General features: G+C 48.4%; 16 protein-coding genes. 3 read left to right on the forward strand and 13 right to left on the reverse strand.

Annotated features, from left to right (window positions below; translation table 11 throughout):
* The first annotated feature begins 53 nt into the window (after positions 1–53).
* From dapB to carB, 3 genes are all read left to right on the forward strand, one after another.
* On the forward strand, positions 54–863 hold the full coding sequence (gene dapB / locus INR79_RS02745; RefSeq protein ID WP_022549617.1) for a 4-hydroxy-tetrahydrodipicolinate reductase: 810 nt from the start codon (positions 54–56) through the stop codon (positions 861–863).
* Positions 864–1344: 481 nt separating this feature from the next.
* Positions 1345–2484, forward strand: a complete 1140-nt coding sequence (gene carA, locus INR79_RS02750; RefSeq protein WP_022613420.1) for a glutamine-hydrolyzing carbamoyl-phosphate synthase small subunit — start codon at positions 1345–1347, stop codon at positions 2482–2484.
* A 17-nt stretch (positions 2485–2501) separates the two neighbouring features.
* Positions 2502–5732 carry a carbamoyl-phosphate synthase large subunit gene (gene carB, locus INR79_RS02755; RefSeq protein WP_004397766.1) on the forward strand — a complete coding sequence of 1077 codons (3231 nt, stop codon included), beginning with the start codon at positions 2502–2504 and terminating at the stop codon, positions 5730–5732.
* Positions 5733–6250: 518 nt separating this feature from the next.
* Here the strand turns inward: carB and INR79_RS02760 are convergent.
* The 13 genes from INR79_RS02760 to INR79_RS02820 all read right to left on the reverse strand — a co-directional run bounded on the left by INR79_RS02760 (position 6251) and on the right by INR79_RS02820 (position 20669).
* Positions 6251–7168, reverse strand: coding sequence for a hypothetical protein (locus INR79_RS02760; RefSeq protein ID WP_223095935.1), 918 nt, complete (start codon positions 7166–7168; stop codon positions 6251–6253).
* A gap of 145 nt (positions 7169–7313) precedes the next feature.
* Positions 7314–8222, reverse strand: a complete 909-nt coding sequence (locus INR79_RS02765; protein WP_223095936.1) for a pseudouridine-5'-phosphate glycosidase — start codon at positions 8220–8222, stop codon at positions 7314–7316.
* Positions 8223–8232: 10 nt separating this feature from the next.
* Positions 8233–9324 carry a PfkB family carbohydrate kinase gene (locus tag INR79_RS02770; RefSeq protein WP_223095938.1) on the reverse strand — a complete coding sequence of 364 codons (1092 nt, stop codon included), beginning with the start codon at positions 9322–9324 and terminating at the stop codon, positions 8233–8235.
* Positions 9325–9437: 113 nt separating this feature from the next.
* Positions 9438–10886 (reverse strand): molybdate ABC transporter ATP-binding protein ModF, encoded by a 1449-nt coding sequence (gene modF / locus INR79_RS02775; RefSeq protein WP_223095939.1) that lies wholly within the window; start codon positions 10884–10886, stop codon positions 9438–9440.
* A gap of 98 nt (positions 10887–10984) precedes the next feature.
* The gene (locus tag INR79_RS02780) at positions 10985–12031 is read right to left on the reverse strand and encodes a lactonase family protein (RefSeq protein ID WP_223095940.1); all 1047 of its coding nucleotides are present in this window, start codon (positions 12029–12031) and stop codon (positions 10985–10987) included.
* 7 nt (positions 12032–12038) lie between these two features.
* Positions 12039–12722: an RraA family protein gene (locus tag INR79_RS02785; RefSeq protein ID WP_223095942.1), complete on the reverse strand. Its 684-nt coding sequence runs from the start codon at positions 12720–12722 to the stop codon at positions 12039–12041.
* A gap of 64 nt (positions 12723–12786) precedes the next feature.
* Complete coding sequence (locus INR79_RS02790; RefSeq protein ID WP_223095944.1) at positions 12787–13548, reverse strand: IclR family transcriptional regulator; 762 nt, start codon at positions 13546–13548, stop codon at positions 12787–12789.
* A gap of 29 nt (positions 13549–13577) precedes the next feature.
* Positions 13578–15332 carry a CoA-transferase gene (locus INR79_RS02795; RefSeq protein ID WP_223095946.1) on the reverse strand — a complete coding sequence of 585 codons (1755 nt, stop codon included), beginning with the start codon at positions 15330–15332 and terminating at the stop codon, positions 13578–13580.
* Between the two features lie 28 nt (positions 15333–15360).
* Positions 15361–16155 carry an SDR family NAD(P)-dependent oxidoreductase gene (locus INR79_RS02800; protein WP_223095948.1) on the reverse strand — a complete coding sequence of 265 codons (795 nt, stop codon included), beginning with the start codon at positions 16153–16155 and terminating at the stop codon, positions 15361–15363.
* A gap of 8 nt (positions 16156–16163) precedes the next feature.
* On the reverse strand, positions 16164–17138 hold the full coding sequence (locus tag INR79_RS02805; RefSeq protein ID WP_223095950.1) for an ABC transporter permease: 975 nt from the start codon (positions 17136–17138) through the stop codon (positions 16164–16166).
* Entirely contained in the window at positions 17122–18612 is a 1491-nt protein-coding gene (locus INR79_RS02810; RefSeq protein WP_223095952.1) for a sugar ABC transporter ATP-binding protein, read from the reverse strand. The genes INR79_RS02805 and INR79_RS02810 overlap by 17 nt, the downstream gene beginning before the upstream one ends.
* Positions 18605–19573: an ABC transporter permease gene (locus INR79_RS02815; RefSeq protein ID WP_223095953.1), complete on the reverse strand. Its 969-nt coding sequence runs from the start codon at positions 19571–19573 to the stop codon at positions 18605–18607. Before INR79_RS02815 ends, INR79_RS02810 begins: the two co-directional genes overlap by 8 nt.
* 61 nt (positions 19574–19634) lie before the next feature.
* Positions 19635–20669, reverse strand: a complete 1035-nt coding sequence (locus INR79_RS02820; RefSeq protein ID WP_223095954.1) for a sugar ABC transporter substrate-binding protein — start codon at positions 20667–20669, stop codon at positions 19635–19637.
* Positions 20670–20721: the final 52 nt, after the last annotated feature.

Below are 20721 nucleotides of genomic sequence, written 5' to 3' on the forward strand. Positions count from 1 at the left end.
TTCTGCCCTTTACGTTACATTGATCACATCGTAACAAATGGAGAACTGACGCAATGGTAAAAATTGCGATTGCAGGAGCAGCAGGCCGTATGGGCCGCAATCTAGTTAAAGCTACCCACCTGAATTCTGATGCGCAGCTCGGCGCAGCCTCTGAAAGACCAGAATCTTCCTTAATTGGCGTTGATGCCGGAGAACTGTGTGGCGAAGGTCGCTTTGAAGTCGCCGTTGTCGATGACTTTGCCAAAGCAGTTGCTGACTTTGACGTAATCATTGACTTTACCGCTCCGGTGAGCACTTTAGCGAACATCGAACTGTGTAAAGCACATGGTAAGCAAATTGTTATTGGTACGACGGGATTTACCGATGAAGAGCGTGCTCAAATTGATGAAGCCGCGAAATCCGTTCCTATCGTCATGGCGCCAAACTACAGTGTTGGTGTCAACCTAGTATTCAAGCTGCTAGAAAAAGCTGCCAAAGTGATGGGCGACTACTGCGATGTTGAAATCGTTGAAGCGCACCATCGTCATAAGGTTGATGCGCCATCAGGCACAGCAATTGGCATGGGAGAAGCAATAGCCGGTGCCATGGGCAATCAGTTAAGTGATGTCGCTGTTTATGCTCGTGAAGGTATCACAGGTGAACGAACCAAAGATGAAATTGGCTTCGCTACGATTCGTGCAGGCGATATTGTTGGTGAGCATACCGCAATGTTTGCTGACATTGGTGAACGAGTAGAAATTACTCACAAAGCCACTGATCGTATGACTTTTGCAAACGGTGCAGTCAAGGCGGCAGTCTGGTTAGCAAGTAAACCTGCAGGCTTCTACACCATGACAGACGTTCTTGGTCTAAACGAGCTTTAATTAAATAATTATGCGCCAGAGCCCTCTGGCGCATTGTGTTTCTGACACAATTCTTCTCTAAATTATCTCTGCAAACCTGTCAAATTAAGCTCTGTTTTTATCGCTATTTAAGGCTTTCCGTACAAATTCCAATCTTAATGACTTAAAAATACATTTAACTGTACTGTGATGAACGTTTGCGTTTTACAACTTATGGTTTTTACATGGTTTCTGCAAAAATGACGGTAAAATTCATGAATAGTGTGTGTTTTGAGCCGACTTACAGGTAGATAAGTTACATTTATATGGCTTTAACAGCGATTAATGTGTTTTAGCAGACAAATGATAAATTTCTTTTACTGAGAATGTTGACACAAATCACAGTGATCACTAGAATACCGCCAATTTGTCTGAATTCCCTGAAAACGCGTTTTTATCGCGAATACATGGTAGAATTTGCAATTAAATACACTAATTATGCATTTTTATTCTGGAGGTTGCCTTGAGTAAGTCAGCACTGTTAGTCCTAGAAGACGGGACTGTGTTCCATGGACAATCCATTGGAGCAGATGGCTCAGCTGTTGGTGAAGTCGTTTTTAACACCTCGATGACGGGGTACCAAGAAATCCTCACCGATCCTTCCTATTCTCAACAAATCGTTACTCTTACTTATCCTCACATTGGCAATACCGGAACAAACTCCGAAGACGAAGAATCCTCTTCAATCCACGCACAAGGCCTTGTGATTCGCGATCTCCCTCTTATCGCTTCTAATTTCCGCAACGAACAGTCTCTTTCCGATTACCTCAAGTCTCAAAACATCGTTGGCATCGCCGATATCGATACACGTAAGCTGACACGTCTACTTCGTGAGAAGGGCGCTCAGAACGGTTGTATTGTTGCTGGCAACAACCTTGATGAAGCTTTGGCTCTGGCAAAAGCAAAAGAATTCCCTGGCTTGAAAGGAATGGACCTTGCGAAAGAAGTTACTACAAAAGAAGCGTATCAATGGAAACAAGGCTCGTGGGCGCTCGAGAGTGGTCTTCCAGAAGCGAAAGACGACAGTGAATTGCCATACCACGTTGTCGCTTACGACTTCGGTGCAAAACGCAACATCCTGCGCATGCTTGTTGACCGAGGCTGCCGCCTAACGGTTGTTCCTGCTGAAACATCTGCAGAAGAAGTTCTGGCACTTAACCCAGATGGAGTTTTCCTGTCTAACGGTCCTGGTGACCCAGAGCCATGTACTTACGCTATCGAGGCGACCAAAGTGTTCCTTGAAAAGGGGCTTCCAATCTTCGGTATCTGTCTTGGACACCAGATCCTGGCACTGGCATCTGGCGCTCAGACAGTGAAGATGAAGTTTGGTCACCACGGTGCTAACCACCCAGTAAAAGATCTTGACCGTAACGTTGTGATGATTACCTCTCAGAACCACGGTTTTGCTGCGGATGAAGAGACATTGCCTGAGAACCTGCGTGCTACGCACAAGTCTCTGTTTGACGGTTCTTTGCAAGGTATTCACCGTACCGATAAGCCAGCGTTCAGCTTCCAGGGTCACCCAGAAGCAAGCCCAGGTCCACACGACGCTGCGCCGCTATTTGACCACTTCATCGACCTCATTAAACAGCACTCAGCGTAATTTGGAGTAGAGAGAAAATGCCAAAACGTACTGACTTACAAAGTATTCTAATTCTGGGCGCTGGTCCTATTGTTATCGGTCAAGCGTGTGAGTTTGACTATTCTGGTGCTCAAGCGTGTAAAGCACTTCGCGAAGAAGGCTACCGCGTCATTCTGGTGAACTCTAACCCAGCCACCATCATGACTGACCCAGAAATGGCAGATGCGACTTACATCGAGCCAATCCAATGGGAAGTGGTTCGTAAAATCATTGAAAAAGAGCGCCCTGATGCGGTTCTACCGACAATGGGTGGTCAGACGGCACTGAACTGTGCACTGGATCTTGAGAAGCACGGTGTGCTTGCTGAGTTTGGTGTCGAGATGATCGGTGCAACGGCTGACGCTATTGATAAAGCAGAAGACCGTTCTCGTTTCGATAAGGCGATGAAGTCTATCGGTCTTGAGTGTCCACGCGCCGACACCGCAAAAACCATGGAAGAGGCTTACAAAGTACTCGATATGGTTGGCTTCCCTTGTATTATCCGCCCTTCATTCACCATGGGTGGTACAGGCGGCGGTATCGCATACAACAAAGAAGAATTCGAAGAAATCTGTCGTCGTGGTCTGGACTTGTCTCCAACCAACGAACTTCTGATTGACGAATCTCTAATCGGTTGGAAAGAGTACGAGATGGAAGTGGTTCGTGACAAAGCGGACAACTGTATCATCGTATGTTCAATCGAAAACTTCGACCCAATGGGTATTCACACCGGTGACTCAATCACTGTCGCGCCAGCACAAACGCTGACGGACAAAGAATACCAGCTAATGCGTAACGCATCTCTGGCGGTACTGCGTGAAATCGGTGTTGAAACGGGTGGTTCAAACGTACAGTTTGGTATTAACCCGAAAGATGGCCGTATGGTTATCATCGAGATGAACCCACGTGTATCTCGTTCATCTGCTCTTGCATCGAAGGCAACAGGTTTCCCAATCGCGAAGATTGCAGCGAAACTGGCGGTTGGCTTCACTCTTGATGAGCTTCAGAACGACATCACTGGTGGCGCAACACCTGCATCTTTCGAACCAACCATTGACTACGTAGTGACTAAGATTCCTCGCTTTAACTTCGAGAAATTTGCTGGCGCGAACGACCGTCTGACGACTCAGATGAAGTCCGTGGGCGAGGTGATGGCGATTGGTCGTAACCAACAAGAATCACTGCAAAAAGCATTGCGCGGTCTGGAAGTTGGCGTGAACGGTTTTGATGAAATGGTGGATCTGGACTCTCCTGATGCACTATCTAAAATCCGCCACGAGCTTAAAGAAGCGGGCGCTGAGCGTATCTGGTATGTGGCTGACGCATTCCGTGCCGGTCTGTCTGTTGATGGCGTATTCAACCTGACTCAAATTGACCGTTGGTTCCTGGTTCAAATCGAAGAGCTAGTTAACCTAGAAAACGAAGTGAAAGCTGGTGGCTTTGCAGGTCTGACTCAAGAAGTCCTAAGCAAGATGAAGCGCAAAGGCTTCTCTGATGCTCGCCTGTCTACTTTACTGGGTGTTTCTGAAAGCGAAATTCGTCGTCTGCGTGACCAGTATGATATTCACCCTGTTTACAAGCGTGTGGATACCTGTGCAGCGGAATTCTCTTCTGATACGGCATACATGTACTCCTCATACGATGACGAGTGTGAAGCGCAGCCAACAGATAAAGACAAGATCATGGTATTGGGCGGTGGTCCAAACCGTATCGGTCAAGGTATCGAGTTCGACTACTGCTGTGTACACGCATCACTAGCACTGCGTGAAGACGGTTACGAGACCATCATGGTGAACTGTAACCCTGAGACAGTTTCTACAGACTACGACACATCAGACCGTCTGTACTTCGAACCAGTTACTCTTGAAGATGTACTTTCTATCGTTCGCGTTGAGAAGCCAAAAGGCGTTATCGTGCAGTACGGCGGTCAGACTCCTCTGAAACTGGCTCGTGCTCTTGAAGCAGCAGGTGTGCCAATCATCGGTACTAGCCCTGACGCAATCGACCGCGCAGAAGACCGTGAGCGTTTCCAGGCAGCAGTTGACCGCCTAGGTCTGCTACAACCAGAAAACGCAACAGTAACTACGATTGACCAAGCGGTTGAGAAATCAAAAGAAATCGGTTTCCCTCTGGTTGTCCGTCCTTCTTACGTATTGGGTGGTCGTGCGATGGAAATCGTATACGACGAGCAAGACCTGCGCCGTTACTTCAACGAAGCTGTGAGCGTATCTAACGAATCCCCAGTACTTCTGGACCGCTTCCTAGATGACGCAACAGAAGTTGACATCGATGCTATCTGTGACGGTGAACGCGTCGTTATCGGCGGTATCATGGAGCACATCGAGCAAGCGGGTGTTCACTCAGGTGACTCAGCATGTTCGCTTCCTGCTTACACGCTAAGCCAGGAAATCCAGGATAAGATGCGTGAGCAAGTTGAAAAGCTAGCGTTCGAACTAGGTGTACGTGGTCTGATGAACACGCAGTTTGCGGTTAAAGACAACGAAGTTTACCTAATCGAAGTTAACCCACGTGCAGCACGTACTGTACCATTCGTATCGAAAGCAACGGGTGCACCGCTAGCGAAAATCGCTGCACGTGTTATGGCAGGTCAGTCTCTTGAGTCACAAGGCTTTACCAAAGAGATCATTCCACCATACTACTCAGTGAAAGAAGTGGTTCTGCCATTCAACAAGTTCCCGGGCGTTGACCCACTGCTTGGTCCTGAAATGCGCTCAACTGGTGAAGTTATGGGTGTAGGTGCAACATTCGCAGAAGCTTATTCTAAAGCGGAGCTAGGCTGTGGCAATGTTTACCCAGAAGGTGGTCGTGCACTTCTGTCTGTTCGTGAAGGCGACAAGCAACGCGTTGTAGACCTAGCGTCTAAGCTGACTAAGCTAGGTTACCAACTGGACGCGACTCACGGCACTGCAGTTATCCTTGGTGAAGCGGGTATCAACCCACGCCTGGTAAACAAGGTACACGAAGGTCGTCCACACATTCTTGACCGTATTAAGAACAACGAATACACCTACATCGTCAACACGGCAGCTGGTCGTCAGGCGATTGAAGATTCGAAGGTTCTGCGTCGTGGTGCTCTGGCAGAGAAAGTGAACTACACAACAACGCTAAACGCAGCGTTTGCAACTTGTATGGCTCACACTGCAGATGCGAAAACCAACGTTACTTCGGTTCAAGAACTGCACGCGAAAGTAAAAGAAAGCCTAGCTTAAATTTTACCTTCTAGAATACGAAAGCCCGCTCAATGAGCGGGCTTTTTGTTGTCTGTATCGAAAGTTATCTTTGTTTCGTTAGCTCTTTGAGCCGTTTACGTTCTAATCGTCGATTGGTTTGGAGAACATAATAGAACTCGACAAAGTTTTTGTATGACTTTCCCCTTAATAAGAAAAAGCATAGAAGTGGAATTGCGACGTTAGACAAGGATATGTATAGCCAGACAGGTCCTGTTTTGAATAAAACCAGAGCTGTAGCCAATTGGAAGTAACAGTTGTACATGTTAACCTGGCTAAAAAATTTCAACCCGTGGATTATCATCATTCCATTAGGGATACAGACGAGCATGATGGCTATGCCCATCATCACTACCCAGTAATAAAAATAGCCAAATCGTTCCCCGATGTTAAAAGTAGCTTCAATAAGCGACATCGTTAACGATCCACCAATGATAAGGAGTAGGATAACTGAAAGTGCGGAAGCTACGCTCTTAATCGTTAGGTGGATATGTTTATCATCACTCAAACTTTAGTTCCTCATAGACACCAATCGCGAGCGCGTTAACTGTTCCCGAACTAGCACTGCCCGTAAAACTAACCGAAGCACCAATCGCATCCTTTAGTTGTAATCTGATTGCTTTAGTGATTTCCATGTTAGAGTGTCTGCGCTTGACCAACCCAGCCTTAAGTAGTTGTTTATAAGCCTTATTTGAAACATTGTTAAGGTTTTGTCGAGAAATCTCTCTAGTTAATCTAGCTCTCTCCTGACGATTCAGACCTTTGAGCACTTCCATCGTTGACTTAGAGGTTGTACTCCTAAGATTGGCAACCATTTTTATAGTAAGAGCTCCAGAGGCAGCAACTCCACCTAGTGAAACCAAATCGAGTGCCCGCGCAGTATTCTGATACCACTCTTGGCTGTCGAGCCAATCTAGTCCTTTAGGGTTCGTCATTTCTGCAATAAATCTACCTCCGCCAACGGCGCATTGTGCAGTTGATGCAACAGCAGCTGCATAACCAAGATACGTTACTGCGGCGCTAGTACCACCAGTAATTGGAATTGCAGCAGAGCTGCCAACCACAACAACCCAGCCAATCACAGCAGATACGCAACTTAGCCCCGCACCAACGGCTTCACCAACAAGTTTGGATTCTCGATTTGAAGACTTTATTTGGGTAGCAAATTGCTGAGGTGTGATTTGTTTTGGAGGTTCTCGAAGAATAATGTTTATTGGGTTAATTCTGCAGGTAGATTGAAACTTCCTTAACTCCACTACCGTAAAATTGCTATCAATGTAAACCACCCCCGCTCCAGATGTTTCGGGTATACGATCTATTTCTTTGAAGAGCTTTTTCTTGTTTAGTGTGTAATCCAGTTTAGCGAGAAGAGCGTTTTTCTTAATATCTCTAATGGGATCTTTAATGAGTGATTGCACAATACTTTCCTTGTTGCATATTTGCAATTACAACTCAAAAAGACGTGTAAATTAAATGAGATACGGAATGTTTAGAGGTAGGTCAAAGTTTTAGATTTAAAGGGAAGAGAGTGCGCCCCACTAATGCAGAGCACACCGTGTCAAATCAAAAACTTGAAGCCACTTGCGCTGCTAACTTGGCGTTATTCAGGACAAGCTGGATGTTGGAAGCGAGGCTATTACCAGCGGTTTTTTCAGCGACTTTAGCCAGTAGGAAAGGGGTAGATTCTTTGCCTTTGATGCCCTTGCTGTCCATTTCTTCGATGGCGTGAGCAATTACCTCATCGATCTCAGCTTTGTTCATCGCGTACTGCTCGGGAATTGGGTTGGCGATGACGGCACCTCCATTTAACCCGAGTTCCCATTTGGCTTTAAGGGCAATGGCGATTTGTTCTGGGGTCTCTAAGGTGTAGTCGACGCCGAACTCACTTTCGCGGGTGTAAAATGCCGGAAGTGTGTCGATTTGATAGCCAATGACAGGAACACCATGGGTTTCAAGGTATTCCAGTGTTAAGCCAATATCGAGAATAGACTTCGCGCCAGCACACACTACAGCAACATTGGTGTTAGCAAGCTCCTGAAGGTCGGCTGACACATCAAAACTGGTTTCAGCACCACGATGAACACCGCCAATGCCACCTGTTGCGAACACTTTGATGCCTGCCATTGCCGCCAGAATCATGGTTGAGGCAACCGTGGTAGCGCCATCTGCTTTTTTAGCCACGATAAACGGAATGTCTCGGCGACTGGTTTTAATCACATCTTGCCCGGCTTTGCCCAAATATTCGATTTCTTCATGGCTCATGCCCACTTTCAGGCGACCTTGTAAAATCGCTATAGTCGCTGGAATCGCGCCATTATCCCTTACGGTTTGTTCGACTTTCAGTGCCGTTTCGACGTTTTGCGGGTAAGGCATACCATGAGAAATAATAGTGGATTCCAAAGCCACCACAGGCTTACCAGATTCGATTGCGTCAGCAACTTCAGGAGCAATATCCAAATACTGAGTTAACATTTCGTCTCCTTTAACATTCAGCTTCATTCAAAACGCGCTTAACGGCATTTTCTGAGAAATTAGGGTTGATGGTAGCGACATCCGACAAGGCAACGCTGGCGGCTGCCATTGCAAATTCGCTGCTTCGCTCGACCGACCATTTATTGATGTAGCTATGGACTAAGCCCGCTAAGAAAGCATCACCTGCACCATTGGCATTTTTGATGTCTGTACTCACAGTTGGAAAGTGCTGAGATCCTTGAGCGTCTTTGTAAAAGACTCCTTCCTCTCCAAGACTCAAAAAGATGCGCTGCGTGCCCTGATTCAAAAACCAGTCGGCAATTGTTTCGAGGTCATCGGCGTCGTGGTGCGGTAGATCCGAAAGGGATTGCGCTTCCTTGATATTGGGCTTGAGGGTATGGATATGTGAAAGATAAGGTTTGATTTTGACTGCTTTGGTACTGGAAACCGTATCCACAAAAATCGGCTTATCTGCAAACTGGCTAAAGATGTATTCCAGTACCGACTCGCTCAGGTTGGTGTCTACGACGATCACTTCCGCACGCTTTAGTACTTCAATATGCGGTTCCAGAGATTCGATGGTCAGCTTATCCAGAATCGACATATCCGATACAGCAACCTGCATGTCGCCATCTTCGTTCAGCAGTGAAAGATAAGTGGAAGTAGTACCATCGGAGAGCTTCATGACCGGAGATACATCGACGCCAGCCTGACGAGTTTTATCAATGATGAGTTGACCGTAGGTGTCGTTTCCTACTACGGAAATGAGCCGGACCTCTGTGCCTAATCGGGCAATATTTTCAGCAATGTTTCTGCCTACACCACCCGGTGAACATGAGACCACGCCAGGGTTGGAGTCCCCTTGGTGCATGGCTTGCTGTGGCTGACCTAAAATATCCATGTTGGCACCGCCAATCACGACGGCATATTTAGACTCTGACAAAATGTACCCCTTCCCTAGGATGATGCCTTTGTGGGTCATATTCATGATATGACCCGCAACAGCACTTCGGCTGATCCCGAGTTTATCCGCGATATCCTGCTGCGGGATCATGGGATCTTGCTTAATCAGTTGAAAAATTTGTTGTTCGCGTTCTGTCATATAAAAACCTAACAAAAGTTTGATTGTCGAACTTTTGTTAGGTTGATGTTTGAGCAAAAAAACGTCAATGATTTTGGTGAAGTGATTGTATGTTATGTGAGCGATAGCACCTATTAGGTTATCTTTACGACATAGCTTTCACCGTCTTCGCTGGGTACAAAATCAACGAAATGATGAATGCTTTCTATGGCGTCTTCTTCGTAATGAGAGACAAAAAGAAGCTGACTAAGGTTATGTTTTGCAATCAGTTCTAACGAATTCATTACTAAGCGTCTTCCCAGGAAATCCAAACCTTGATAAGGCTCATCAAGAATGAGAAGAGCAGGGCGCTTGATCAACGCTCTGGCAATCAACAATAAACGTTGTTGCCCGTATTCGAGTTCACGGAAAGGGTGATTGGCAATGTCACTCATGTGGAAAATGGCGAGCCACTCTTGCGCCATTTGAACTTGCGTTTTACTTGATGCTTCATAAAGCCCAATGGAGTCATAAAAGCCAGACAAAACCACTTCGATGGCTTTGCAACTGACCCGATATTGCAAGTGCAGCGCGGACGACACCATACCGATGTGTTTTTTGATATCCCAAACCGTCTCGCCATTGCCGCGCTTCATATCAAACAGTCGGATATCGTTGCTGTAACATTGTGGATGGTCACCAAAGATAAGCCCCAGTAAAGTACTCTTCCCGCACCCGTTTGGACCTCGGATCTGCCAATGCTGGTGGTGCCTGATTTGCCAGTTTACACCAGAGAAGATCTTCTGATCCGTATACTCAACCTTGCCATTTGTCAGCTCCACCAGAGGATCAGAAAACTCTGTCTGATGCTGGTACTTGTTATACAGCTCAAGCACCTGCTCACTTTGTTTCTGGGTCTGCGCATTGATCTGATTGATGATGGGGTGCTGCCGCCATTCCGATTTGGTCAATTTTTGCGTGAGTTTGCCATTATCAAAAAGGGCTATGTGCTCTATCCATTCTGGTAGCTCGTTTTCACGTGAGACCAGAATGAGTAACCGCATTTGCGCACTCAACGCTTCTAGAAAGGGAGCGAGGGCAGTTCGGTGGGCAATGTCTAACCCTGTATAGGGCTCGTCGAGAATCAGGAGGTCTGGTTTTTCCAGCACGGCTCTCGCCAGCATTAGCCTACGGGTTTCTCCTGTTGAGAGCAGACGAAAACCACGATCCAGCAGATGCTCCAGATCGAGTTGCTGGATGAGTTTTTCCACGTCTTCCTGATTGTTTTCATCGCTGAGAAGCAACTCGCGCACGGTTGAGCCATTGTCGAATCTGTCCATAAAGTCGGTGTCATCGTCGGCAAGTTCTTGCTCCAGAAGTGCTTGCTGCTGGCTGAGAGACACGTAAGCGATGCGAAGATCGGTTGCTTCACACTGCCCGCTTTTCAATTCAATGGATTGTGAAAGCACATGGTAAAGCTGCTCTCCGATGTCGCCTTTGGCGCAAAATATCCCCCAATTCTGATTCTCTTGGATTGTCCAGTTAGATATGGAAAGCGGGTGAGAACGGGTCTGGGTAACAACATCGGTGAATACAATGGGCATACGGCTTCCTTGCGTAACGTCTAATAACTGACTGCTTCTTTACAGAGTAAAAAAGCAGCAGGGAAAAGTAAATTAGACTTGGGTCGTGCTATGAGGTGCTAATTGGCATTGGGGATTTCGAGAATAGCAACAGGGGTTCCCACATCGAGTTTTCCAGATATCTTTTCAGGTTTACCAGTTTCCTGATTCAACCTCATACTGACCACCTGATTTGTGTATTGATTGCCTATCAGCATCCATTGACCATCCTGGGTTAAGGTAAAATCTCTTGGGCATTCACCACCCGTTGCAAAATCGCCTGCCCGGTTGGGTAACTGGGTTTGGGCATCGATGGTGAAATGAGCGATGCGAGATTGTCGCCTTCCAGACACGTACAGGTGCCGCCCGCTAGGAGAAAGCCGAATAGCAGAAACCGATCCTTCGGTCTCTTTATCGCAATCAAAAGCCTGGATTTGAGAATGAAAACGCCAGCCAAGATCTTCTCGAGTAAGTACCAGCAAACTTTCATCCAGTTCGCAGCAGACATAGGCGAATCGCTCATCTGGGCTGATGACCATATGCCTTGGTCCACAGCCAGAGGGGACGTCGCAAAATGCGCTGTTAAGAATTTTGCCCGAATCGTCCAGTTCGTAACTCCAGATTTTATCCGCACCTAAGTCAGAAGAGTGCAGATGATAACCGCCATCTGTGAAGGCGGAATAGTGAGCATGAGGACCTTCCTGACGGTTGGTATTCGGTCCGGTGCCCTGATGTTCTATATGTCGAATGAGTTGAGCACCTCCCTGTTCGTTAAATTGAAACAGAGAAACTTCTCCCGTCCAGTATTGAGCGGTGGTAATAAAATTCGGATTTTCATGCAAAGCGATATGACAAGGCAGTTCACCCTGAACATTCCAAACCGTGTGGGTTTCATCTGAGTGCAGGTGAATCATCGCCGGGTTCTTATGCTGAAAAACCTCGCGCACGGTGTAGAGATTTTTCACGTCAGAGGAGATAGCAAGTGCCGTGGGGTTATCGCACTTCAAATGCAAATGCGCCTGACCAAACTGCCCGGTTTCCGGATCAAAGCTGACTTTGTATATGCCTTTCCCGTTGGTGATGACTCCTTCAAGATGACTTGAATAACTGCCGATATAGAGTTCCATTTCTACCTCACATGATGCCAAATCGTTCAAACGCTTCTACGGTGCTCATTCCATTTTCAAGAGCTTTTCGCACTTCGCTTTCACCGCGCACTTTTTCCAGTGCCTTGGAAATCACTTCGTCTTCGATTTCTTTAGGGATGCAAATCACACCATCGCAGTCACCAAAAATGATGTCTCCAGGTTGAATCTGTACTTGCCCCACTCTTAGAGGGACGTTGTAGTTAATGACCTTGCCACGCGGACCTTGATCCTGTGCGTAGCATCCGCGGCTTGCGATCGGGAAATCGAGTGAGAGGATTTCATTGCTGTCACGGATGTAGCCATCCAGTATTGCGCCAGCGGCACCGAGTTTTATCGCTCGGGTAGACATGAGCCCTCCCCAGAGCGCGTAGTCCGGAGATGAGCCGGTACAGACGTATACGTCGTTGGGTTTCAGGCTATCCAATGCTTCAAACATCAGCCCAAAAGGCTTTGCCATTATTGGGTTGGCGCTTTCAGAAGAAACTTCCTCAAATACGTCAGCTTCCAATACCGTCATGGCTCTGCCAGCAATCACCATGTCTCGTCGCAAAGTGGTGAGATAAGGGGGAAAGAACTGCTGCGTATACCCCATTTTATCCATGACATCGCCAATCACGGCGCTGAATAGCTCTTCCTTGATTCTGGTAAACAAGGCGTTGTCGTTTGACATTGTTACCTCCGATTATCGTCCGTTGATATGAATTCGGGTGCCACTGAATGAGATGCCTGCCTGTCTAAGAATGCTGGTAACCGAGGTTACAGGAAATGGTTTTACAGGCGTTTTTAAGCAGTTCGAGTGCTTCTTCCGGGCTGGTTTCCTGAGCGTATTTTTGAGAAAGGAAAGGCAAAGTCGCCACGCCAACCACCCGATTTCGGTAGTCAAACAGAGGGACAGACAAATTAAGAATACCCGCTACCACTTGCGATTCCATTCGCTCATGCCCTAACTGGATGATGTTATTCAGCCTTTCTTTTAGCGCTTTTCTCTCTTTGTCTGAAGGCAAAGAGTCGTAGAACGTCTGCTGAACTTCCTGATCTGAATAAGCGATCATTACTGCCCCAGAACTGGTTTCCAGAGCCGGATAACGACTGCCTGTCGCGACAGAGTAATGCGTTCCGAGAGGGGGATCTTGCTGGTGGATGATGATGATCTCTTCACCGTTGAGAAGCGCAATATGGCAGCTTTGAAGAGTCGCTTTGCACACGGACTTAATTTCCACGTGAGCAGCCTCAACCAGAGTCTGCACCGGATAATGGCGATTGGCCACTTCAAACATTTTCAAAGACAGGTGATAGGTGGACTTGGGACCCGTGGAATAGATGTAACCTTTTTCTTCAAGCACCTGAATCACTCGATACAGACTGGTGATGGAGCGCCCAAGCAAACGCGCAATTTCTGTCTGGGTTGCTCCGTCCGGGGACTCAGACAGCAGCTCTAAAACACTGAGCGCCTTATCTACTGCCGGAACTGAATACTTACTTTCTCTGTTTGCCATTGTGCACCTGTACGAAATGTTTTCTGAACCTAAGCCGATGGTTTGAGTAACGCAGTGACTAACTGACGATCCTGATTAATTATACTGCTGAGTAATGTCTGCCGTTCTTTAGCGCTGACAAATTCCAGCCTTCTTATCCCCAGCGGATCGATCTGGTTTCTTAGTAGCGCCAACTCCTCGTCCCGTATTGGTTCCATTTCTCGGCACAGGTCAGAGAACAGGACTTTAAATCCGGTTTGCTCTGTGATGGTCTGTCTGCTCACGCCGGGCATGGTTTCCACGACCACGAGTTGCCCTTCTTCTTCATCGTATTCGAACAAACACAGATTGGTGATAAGGGTGATTTTGCCCGGTTGATAACCGTACTTCCTGCGTTCTTCTTCTGACACAAGTCGCCGACCTGCACTGCATAGCTCGACTTGTTCAACGAGTGCCTGAGGGGTGTGGCGGGGTAAGTAAACCATAAAATGCTGATGCATGTTTGCGACATCAGCCATGCCTCCTTGTCCGGGTAAACGCACGAAGCCTCCGTTGGGTTTAGAGATAGACAAGGTGTTTGTCATGCCTTTGGCATCAATCTGCGCAGTTCCCACAATTTCATGGCTGACCAGACCTCCCTGATAGGCAGTCCAGTAGGTATCTTCACCGCCGGTATGCCCTGCTGCACTTTGCGTGTCCATCGATTCCAGCAAGGTTAAGCTCATGGTGCCTGCCTGAATATCAACGGTGCCGCCGCTAAAGGTGGTGAACATCATGTCTGGTGCATGACTGGCTTTTGCCAACCGGTAAGCCACGTTTGCCAGAGGGGATACTGCCCCGGCGCTGGCGTAGCTTTCATTACTCAGCATTCTGGCAACCCGAATGGTCATGATATCGGCAGCGGTTGCTGGCGAGTCCTTCTCATCGGTTGATAAGGCGGAGTAGGAGGATAAAAGATCACTCAATGGAAGTTGTGCAGCTTGCTGGATCAGTGTTGGCACTTCGCGCTGCTGTAATTCGGATTCCAGAGGTTGCGAGCTTTGGGTTATCTCCATCAATCTTTGGTAGTCCGTGGTGTAGTAAGGCAGACAAGAACAAGGGTACGAGCCGCCTCGGACTTCCGCTATCGCGCTAATCTTATTTCGGGGAATGATGGTGTTTCTCAATCCCTTTTGTAAGGTGCCATCTGGGACGATTTCTTCTACGGTCACCAACACCTGTTTCGCCGCGCCAGCAACCAATTTGTCGAGCGAATGAGCGCCATAGAGTTCGACGTTTCCTGATTCATCAGCACGAGGGGCGTGAAGCAGCAATACATCGGTCATTTGGGCTTTGACCAGTGACAGCGTTTGCTGGCTTTCTTCATCGAAATAGGGAGTGAGTGCCGGGCAGGTTTCATTCAGTTCTGAGCCGACTGGGCTTTGCATAGGGAGAAAGGGCAGGTTTTGCTCGGCGGCTCTCAGGCTTTGAGTCAACGCCAAAGCCGGCCAGTCGGTCATCGGTATTCCCTGTTTTTCGACCGCTTGGCGAAACTTTGGCGCAAGCCCGAACACATCAAGGCTAGAAAAACAGATATCGATACTCTCGACGGCTTCCGCTTCCAGCAACATCTCAAGAGGCAAGCCACCAGCCCAGTTAAAATAGCGCAAACCAGTGACTCGTTGCTGACATACCTCTCTAATCAGAGCGATGGGCAGCCGGGCAAAATGGTGACCACCTACTGACAGTCGGCTTCCACTCTCAACCCGCGAAGCGAGCGCTTTTAGTGACGTTATTTCTGGGCGATTGGCTTTTACTAAACTCATAACGATGATTCCCCCTGCTTAGTCGACTTTAGTACCAGCTATCCGGCTTGTAACGAGCCGTAATGCATAATCCGCCATCGACGCGGATGTCCGTCCCTGTAGTGAAACCAGAAGCGTCAGACGCAAGATAAACGGCGGTTTCTGCTACCTCTTCTGGCTTGCCAATTCGACCTATTGGGTGCATGTCTACAAAGGAGCGCATAATGGATTCGCCGTCTTCACTTTCACGGATCACCTTCTCCACCATAGGAGTGCTGATGGTGCCCGGAGAAATGGTGTTAACTCGGATATTATTGGGACCAAACTCCACGGCGAGCTGCTTGCTCATGGCGATGATTCCTCCCTTAATACCTGCGTACGCACTCCAGCCTTGCAACCCATTGTGTGCCTGTGCAGACGCCATGTTGATAATGGAACCCGAGCCATTTTTTATCATATGTGGAATGGCGAACTTGCAACCTCGGAACACGCTGCTGAAATTGACGGCTATGATGTTCTGCCACTGATCTTCGGTCATTTCATTTATCGGCATGCCTCCAATGGCGACGGCAGCGTTGTTGACTAAAATATCTAACTTACCGTAGCGCTGAACAGTCTGTTCCAATAGTGCCTGCATGTCTTTTTCCTGACTCACGTCGGTTTTGATGAACAGGGCATTGCCTCCGGATTCCACAATACTTTGGGAGGCTTGCTGTCCTTTCTCTTCCTGAATGTCGGCGAGGACGACAGACGCTCCTTCCTTTGCCATGGTTTCCGCGATTACCTGACCGATACCATCGGCAGCGCCAGTGACTACCGCAACTTTTCCATTGAGTCTGGTCATAGTGTTACCTATTGTTTTTTCATTGAATCGAGCGTGACCGCAATGATGATCACGATGCCGGTGACCACTAATTGCCATTCTGTTGGGGCTCCGAGCATGCCTAAGCCATTAGAGACAAACGCCAGAATCAGTACCCCAAGAAGCACGCCAACCAAACTGCCGATTCCGCCTGCTAAACTGATTCCACCCAGCACCGCGGCGGCGACTGCCTGAAATTCGTAACCCAGACCCGCCAGGTGAACCGCCGACCCTAATCGAGATGCCAGTAGTATTCCGCCTACGGTTGAGATCAAGGCGCAGAGCACAAAGCAGGTGAACTTCACCTTTTGCACGTTGTACCCTGCAAGCCGTGCTACTTTGGCATCGCCCCCAATGGCGTAGACTTTGCGCCCGAAGCGCGTATGCCTTAAGGCAAAAGCGAGCAGGATAACCAAAGTTCCTGCAATTAGGGCAGGGTATGGGAGCACGTCCATAAAACGCCCGTTTCCGAGCTGGAAGAAAGATTCTAAATAGACTTCATCGGCAATGGCCTTTTTTCCGGTGTAGAGGTAAACCCCGCCCCGAATGATGAACAGCGTACCCAGCGTGACGATGAGAGAGTTGATCCTGAGGTAGACGACCAGATACCCGTTTATCACGCCGATGAGCAGACCGCAGGCGAGCGCACCTAAGATCCCAAGGGTCATTGATTCGGTGACATTCATCACCTCAATAAGAGGAATGGCGACGGCCGCGACCAGCGAACCAACAGAGATGTCGACTTCCCCGGAGATAAACACCAGACTGACGCCAATAGACAAGGTGAGAATGATCGACGCCTGACCAAAAACATTGGTGAGGTTCCTGACACTAAAGAAATGTTCAGACAGCAGAGAAAACACCAGAATGATCATTAAAAGAGATAGCGCCAGCGCAAACTCGTTATGCTTGATCAGCCAGCTCCAGGCAGAGTTGGGTGAGTTGGAACTATTGGATGGCTGCATCAAGTATCTTCTCCTGTGTTGCTTCACTGCGTGGGTACTCGGCAGTGATCCTTCCCTCAGACATCACATAGATCCGATCGCACAAGCCTAATAACTCAGGCATCTCAGAGGTCATGACAACAACGCACATTCCCTGTTGGGCCAGCGAATCGATCAGAGCGTAAATTTCCGATTTTGCCCCCACGTCTATTCCCCTTGTGGGTTCGTCCACCACCAGCACCGATAGCCCGTACATCAGCCAGCGAGACAGCATCACTTTCTGCTGATTTCCGCCAGACAAGGTGCCGGACAGTTGCGATAAGGAGGTGATTTTGATTTTGAATCGGTCGACAAATTCATCGCAGGACAGCTGTTCTTGGCTGTCGCTGACAAATCCGTACTGGGTGAGTTTTTCCAGCGAGGCAAGGCTCATGTTGCTTTGCACATCGGCTTCCAGCATCAACCCTTCCTCTTTGCGGTCTTCACTCATCAAGCCAATCCCCAAGGATTTTGCTTTTGAAGTATCGTGCGGTTTGAGGGGGTCTCCGTTGATGTGGATTTCGCCTTCGCTGATTGGATCGTATCCAACCAGTACTTTGGCGAGTTCTGTACGTCCCGCGCCAACCAAGCCAAAAAAGCCAACTACTTCACCGGAACGTGCATGAAAATCGATATTTTTCAGTTTTTGCCCTGCGTTCACGCCTTTGACTTCCAATCGAGTTTCCTTGGTTTGATGCTCGGTTTTCGGGAAAAGGTCGCTTATCTCTCTGCCCACCATGTCTCGGATTAGGGTGTCGTGAGTATGTTCAGACATGGCTTTGGTGGACACATGGCAGCCGTCTCGAAGCACCACACAACGCTGGGCGATCTCAAATAACTCGTCGAGTTTGTGGCTGACGTAAATCACTGCAATACCCATTGCTTTGAGCTTGTTGATGACCACAAAGAGGTTTTTGATTTCGGCCGGGCTGAGTGAAGATGTTGGCTCGTCCATCACCACGACTTTGGCGTCTGAACTGATGGCTCTGGTGATCTCGACAAGTTGCTGCTGACTGATGGGCAAGTCAGCGACTTTAGCGTCGGGATCTAAGTCGAACCCCAGTTGATCGAACAGTTCTGCGGCTTGTTGTCGAATGCTTTTCCAGCCAATGGTCCCAAATGAGGTGAGCGGGTGATTCTCCATAAAGATATTCTCAGCCACAGTAAATTCAGGGATGAGAGCGATCTCCTGAAAGACAGGCTTGATCCCGGCTTTAAGCGCATCGGAAGGGGTCTGGAAATGCATCACATCTCCACTCAGTGAAACGCTGCCTTCATCAGCGGGAAATACACCACACAGGATCTTGATGAGCGTTGATTTTCCCGCACCGTTTTCACCAATCAGCGCCAGAACTTCGCCCGGAAAAAGCTCTAGTGACACACCGTCCAGCGCTTTCACGCCAGGAAAAGACTTAGTGAGGTTATCGATTTGAATTAGTGGATTCTGCTCATTCATAAGACGCCTTCCTCCTTACTATGTCGAGGTAGACCGCGAGAATAAGAAACACGCCCGGGATGATGATTTGCCAGTCCTGATTCCAGCCAAGAATGATGATTCCGTTATCGATGATTTTTAAAATCATCACTGCCAGCACCGTCCCTAAAATAGAACCACTGCCGCCGAACAGACTGGTGCCACCTAACAGAACCGCCGCAATCACAATCAGCTCAAAGCCCTTTCCGGCGGTTGGCTGACCCGCATTCAGAAGTGATGCCAGAATGACGGCGGCAATCCCTGTTAATGCGCCCAAGATAATAAACGCGGTTATCTTAACTTTACTGGGGGAAATTCCCGACAGTTTAGCCGCATTCTGATTGGCTCCAACGGCACTAATAAGGCGACCCTGACGGGTTCGGGATAAGAGCACGCCACCAATAATGACTGCGACAATGGCAATGATGATCGGAACGGGAATGCCTAGCCAATAGCCAGTAGCGACGCTGGAAAATGCGGGCAGTTGATGGTGGTTCTGGATAGCCTCACGGGTATACAAAAAGACACCACCCTGCAGAATCATCATGGTCGCAATGGTGCCAATCAGTGAGTTTACTTTTAGGCGGGTTGTGACCAATCCATTGAAGACGCCCACAGCCACACCAAACAAAACCCCAGCCACAATACCCGCAAGCAGACTATGCGTAGCATTGAGAACATCCATCACCACACAAGAAGCAAATCCCATTGCCGCGCCAACTGAGATGTCCACTTCACCACTAATCAAAAGTAGTGTCATGCCCACCGCAACGATGAGCACCAACGATGACTGATGCAGCACTGCGACTGCATTCGCTGGCGTGAGAAATCGATCCGATGAAATGCTGAGTCCAATAATCAGTGCTGCCAGCAATATCACCAGAAACAACGACTTTGAGTGACTGATCTTCTGCCAAAATGCAGGCGAAGACGGCTTATCCATAGCCTTACTCCTACTAGTTTTTGCGAACAGGCGACAACAACTCCTGTTGCCGCCATAGCCTTTAAAGATCAGACGCGTACTTCATACACTTTTTCGCAGGGACCAGACTGTTGACGGTGTCCCACTGGATCTGACGGGACTTGCCGTCGTAAGAGTAATAATTGCTGTAGTTCGCCAGAGTCAGCGTGGTGGTTGGGCTCACAACATGCTCAGGCAGGCTTTCTTCTTTGTAGAGCGCCACTGCGGTGTCCATTGTGGTAAATCCTACTTTTTCAGGGAACATAGCCGCTTCCAGTTTTAGCGGGCTGTTTTCTTTAGACATTTCGTTCAGAAATGCCAGACCTTCACCACCTGTACCCACTACGATGAGTTGATCTTCAGACAGACCAGCCGCTCGCCATGCCTGCAAACCGCCTAACGCCGATGAATCATTGATGCCGTATATCACATTGATTTTGGCGTCTGCCGCCAGTGCCGCAGAAGAGACTTCCTGAGAGCGATCCGGGTTACCGCCTCCGTCCAGATCATGCACCATCACCGCATCAGGCAGAATGGTTTGTAAGCCGTCCATAAATCCCTGGCTGCGAAGCACGGTCGCAGAAAGAAGAGGTAGACCAACGTTCATTACTCTTACCTGTCCTTTAATGGTGTCTTTGGCGAGCTTGCCGGTTTCGACACCCGCGTTGTAACCCGTGTCGTAGTCACAGATGGCGACTAAGGTTTGCATGCCTTTGGCTGGGCTGCCTTCAAGCACTACCGGGATACCGTTAGCTTTTGCCCGGCGAAGAATAGGGACAACGCCCTGTTCGTTGACTGGCGTAATGATCAGCACATCCACGTTTCTCGCCATGAAATCTTCGGCGGCAGAGACCTGCTTCGCGATGTCCAGATTGGCGTCGATCACTTCCAGTTTGACGCCCAGTTCTTTGCCGCGCTGTTCCATCCCCTTGATCACGTTCTGATACCATTCGTGGGTGGCGTAGTTGACTATGTATCCGGCTGTTTTAGGCCCTTCAGCGGTGACAGCGATTCCTGCTGTCATCAGCGAGACAGATAGCAACGCCAGACGGCTTGCTTTGGTTATGAATCCTTTCATATTTTGCTTCTCCTAGATGGTGTTTACCTCTTGATGAGGAATACATCCGACA

It is taken from the genome of Vibrio sp. SCSIO 43132 (genome assembly GCF_019904195.1).
In the GTDB taxonomy this organism is placed as follows: domain Bacteria; phylum Pseudomonadota; class Gammaproteobacteria; order Enterobacterales; family Vibrionaceae; genus Vibrio; species Vibrio nigripulchritudo.

Excerpts from the sequence above, each read along its gene's own strand:
- INR79_RS02800 (WP_223095948.1), bottom strand. The coding sequence starts at position 16,155 with ATGACCAGACTCAATGGAAAAGTTGCGGTAGTCACTGGCGCTGCCGAT.
- INR79_RS02790 (WP_223095944.1), bottom strand. The coding sequence starts at position 13,548 with ATGGCAAACAGAGAAAGTAAGTATTCAGTTCCGGCAGTAGATAAGGCG.
- INR79_RS02795 (WP_223095946.1), bottom strand. The coding sequence starts at position 15,332 with ATGAGTTTAGTAAAAGCCAATCGCCCAGAAATAACGTCACTAAAAGCG.
- INR79_RS02805 (WP_223095950.1), bottom strand. The coding sequence starts at position 17,138 with ATGCAGCCATCCAATAGTTCCAACTCACCCAACTCTGCCTGGAGCTGG.
- modF (WP_223095939.1), bottom strand. The coding sequence starts at position 10,886 with ATGCCCATTGTATTCACCGATGTTGTTACCCAGACCCGTTCTCACCCG.
- INR79_RS02815 (WP_223095953.1), bottom strand. The coding sequence starts at position 19,573 with ATGGATAAGCCGTCTTCGCCTGCATTTTGGCAGAAGATCAGTCACTCA.
- INR79_RS02770 (WP_223095938.1), bottom strand. The coding sequence starts at position 9,324 with ATGACAGAACGCGAACAACAAATTTTTCAACTGATTAAGCAAGATCCC.
- INR79_RS02820 (WP_223095954.1), bottom strand. The coding sequence starts at position 20,669 with ATGAAAGGATTCATAACCAAAGCAAGCCGTCTGGCGTTGCTATCTGTC.
- INR79_RS02785 (WP_223095942.1), bottom strand. The coding sequence starts at position 12,722 with ATGTCAAACGACAACGCCTTGTTTACCAGAATCAAGGAAGAGCTATTC.
- INR79_RS02810 (WP_223095952.1), bottom strand. The coding sequence starts at position 18,612 with ATGAATGAGCAGAATCCACTAATTCAAATCGATAACCTCACTAAGTCT.
- carB (WP_004397766.1), top strand. The coding sequence starts at position 2,502 with ATGCCAAAACGTACTGACTTACAAAGTATTCTAATTCTGGGCGCTGGT.
- dapB (WP_022549617.1), top strand. The coding sequence starts at position 54 with ATGGTAAAAATTGCGATTGCAGGAGCAGCAGGCCGTATGGGCCGCAAT.
- INR79_RS02780 (WP_223095940.1), bottom strand. The coding sequence starts at position 12,031 with ATGGAACTCTATATCGGCAGTTATTCAAGTCATCTTGAAGGAGTCATC.
- INR79_RS02765 (WP_223095936.1), bottom strand. The coding sequence starts at position 8,222 with ATGTTAACTCAGTATTTGGATATTGCTCCTGAAGTTGCTGACGCAATC.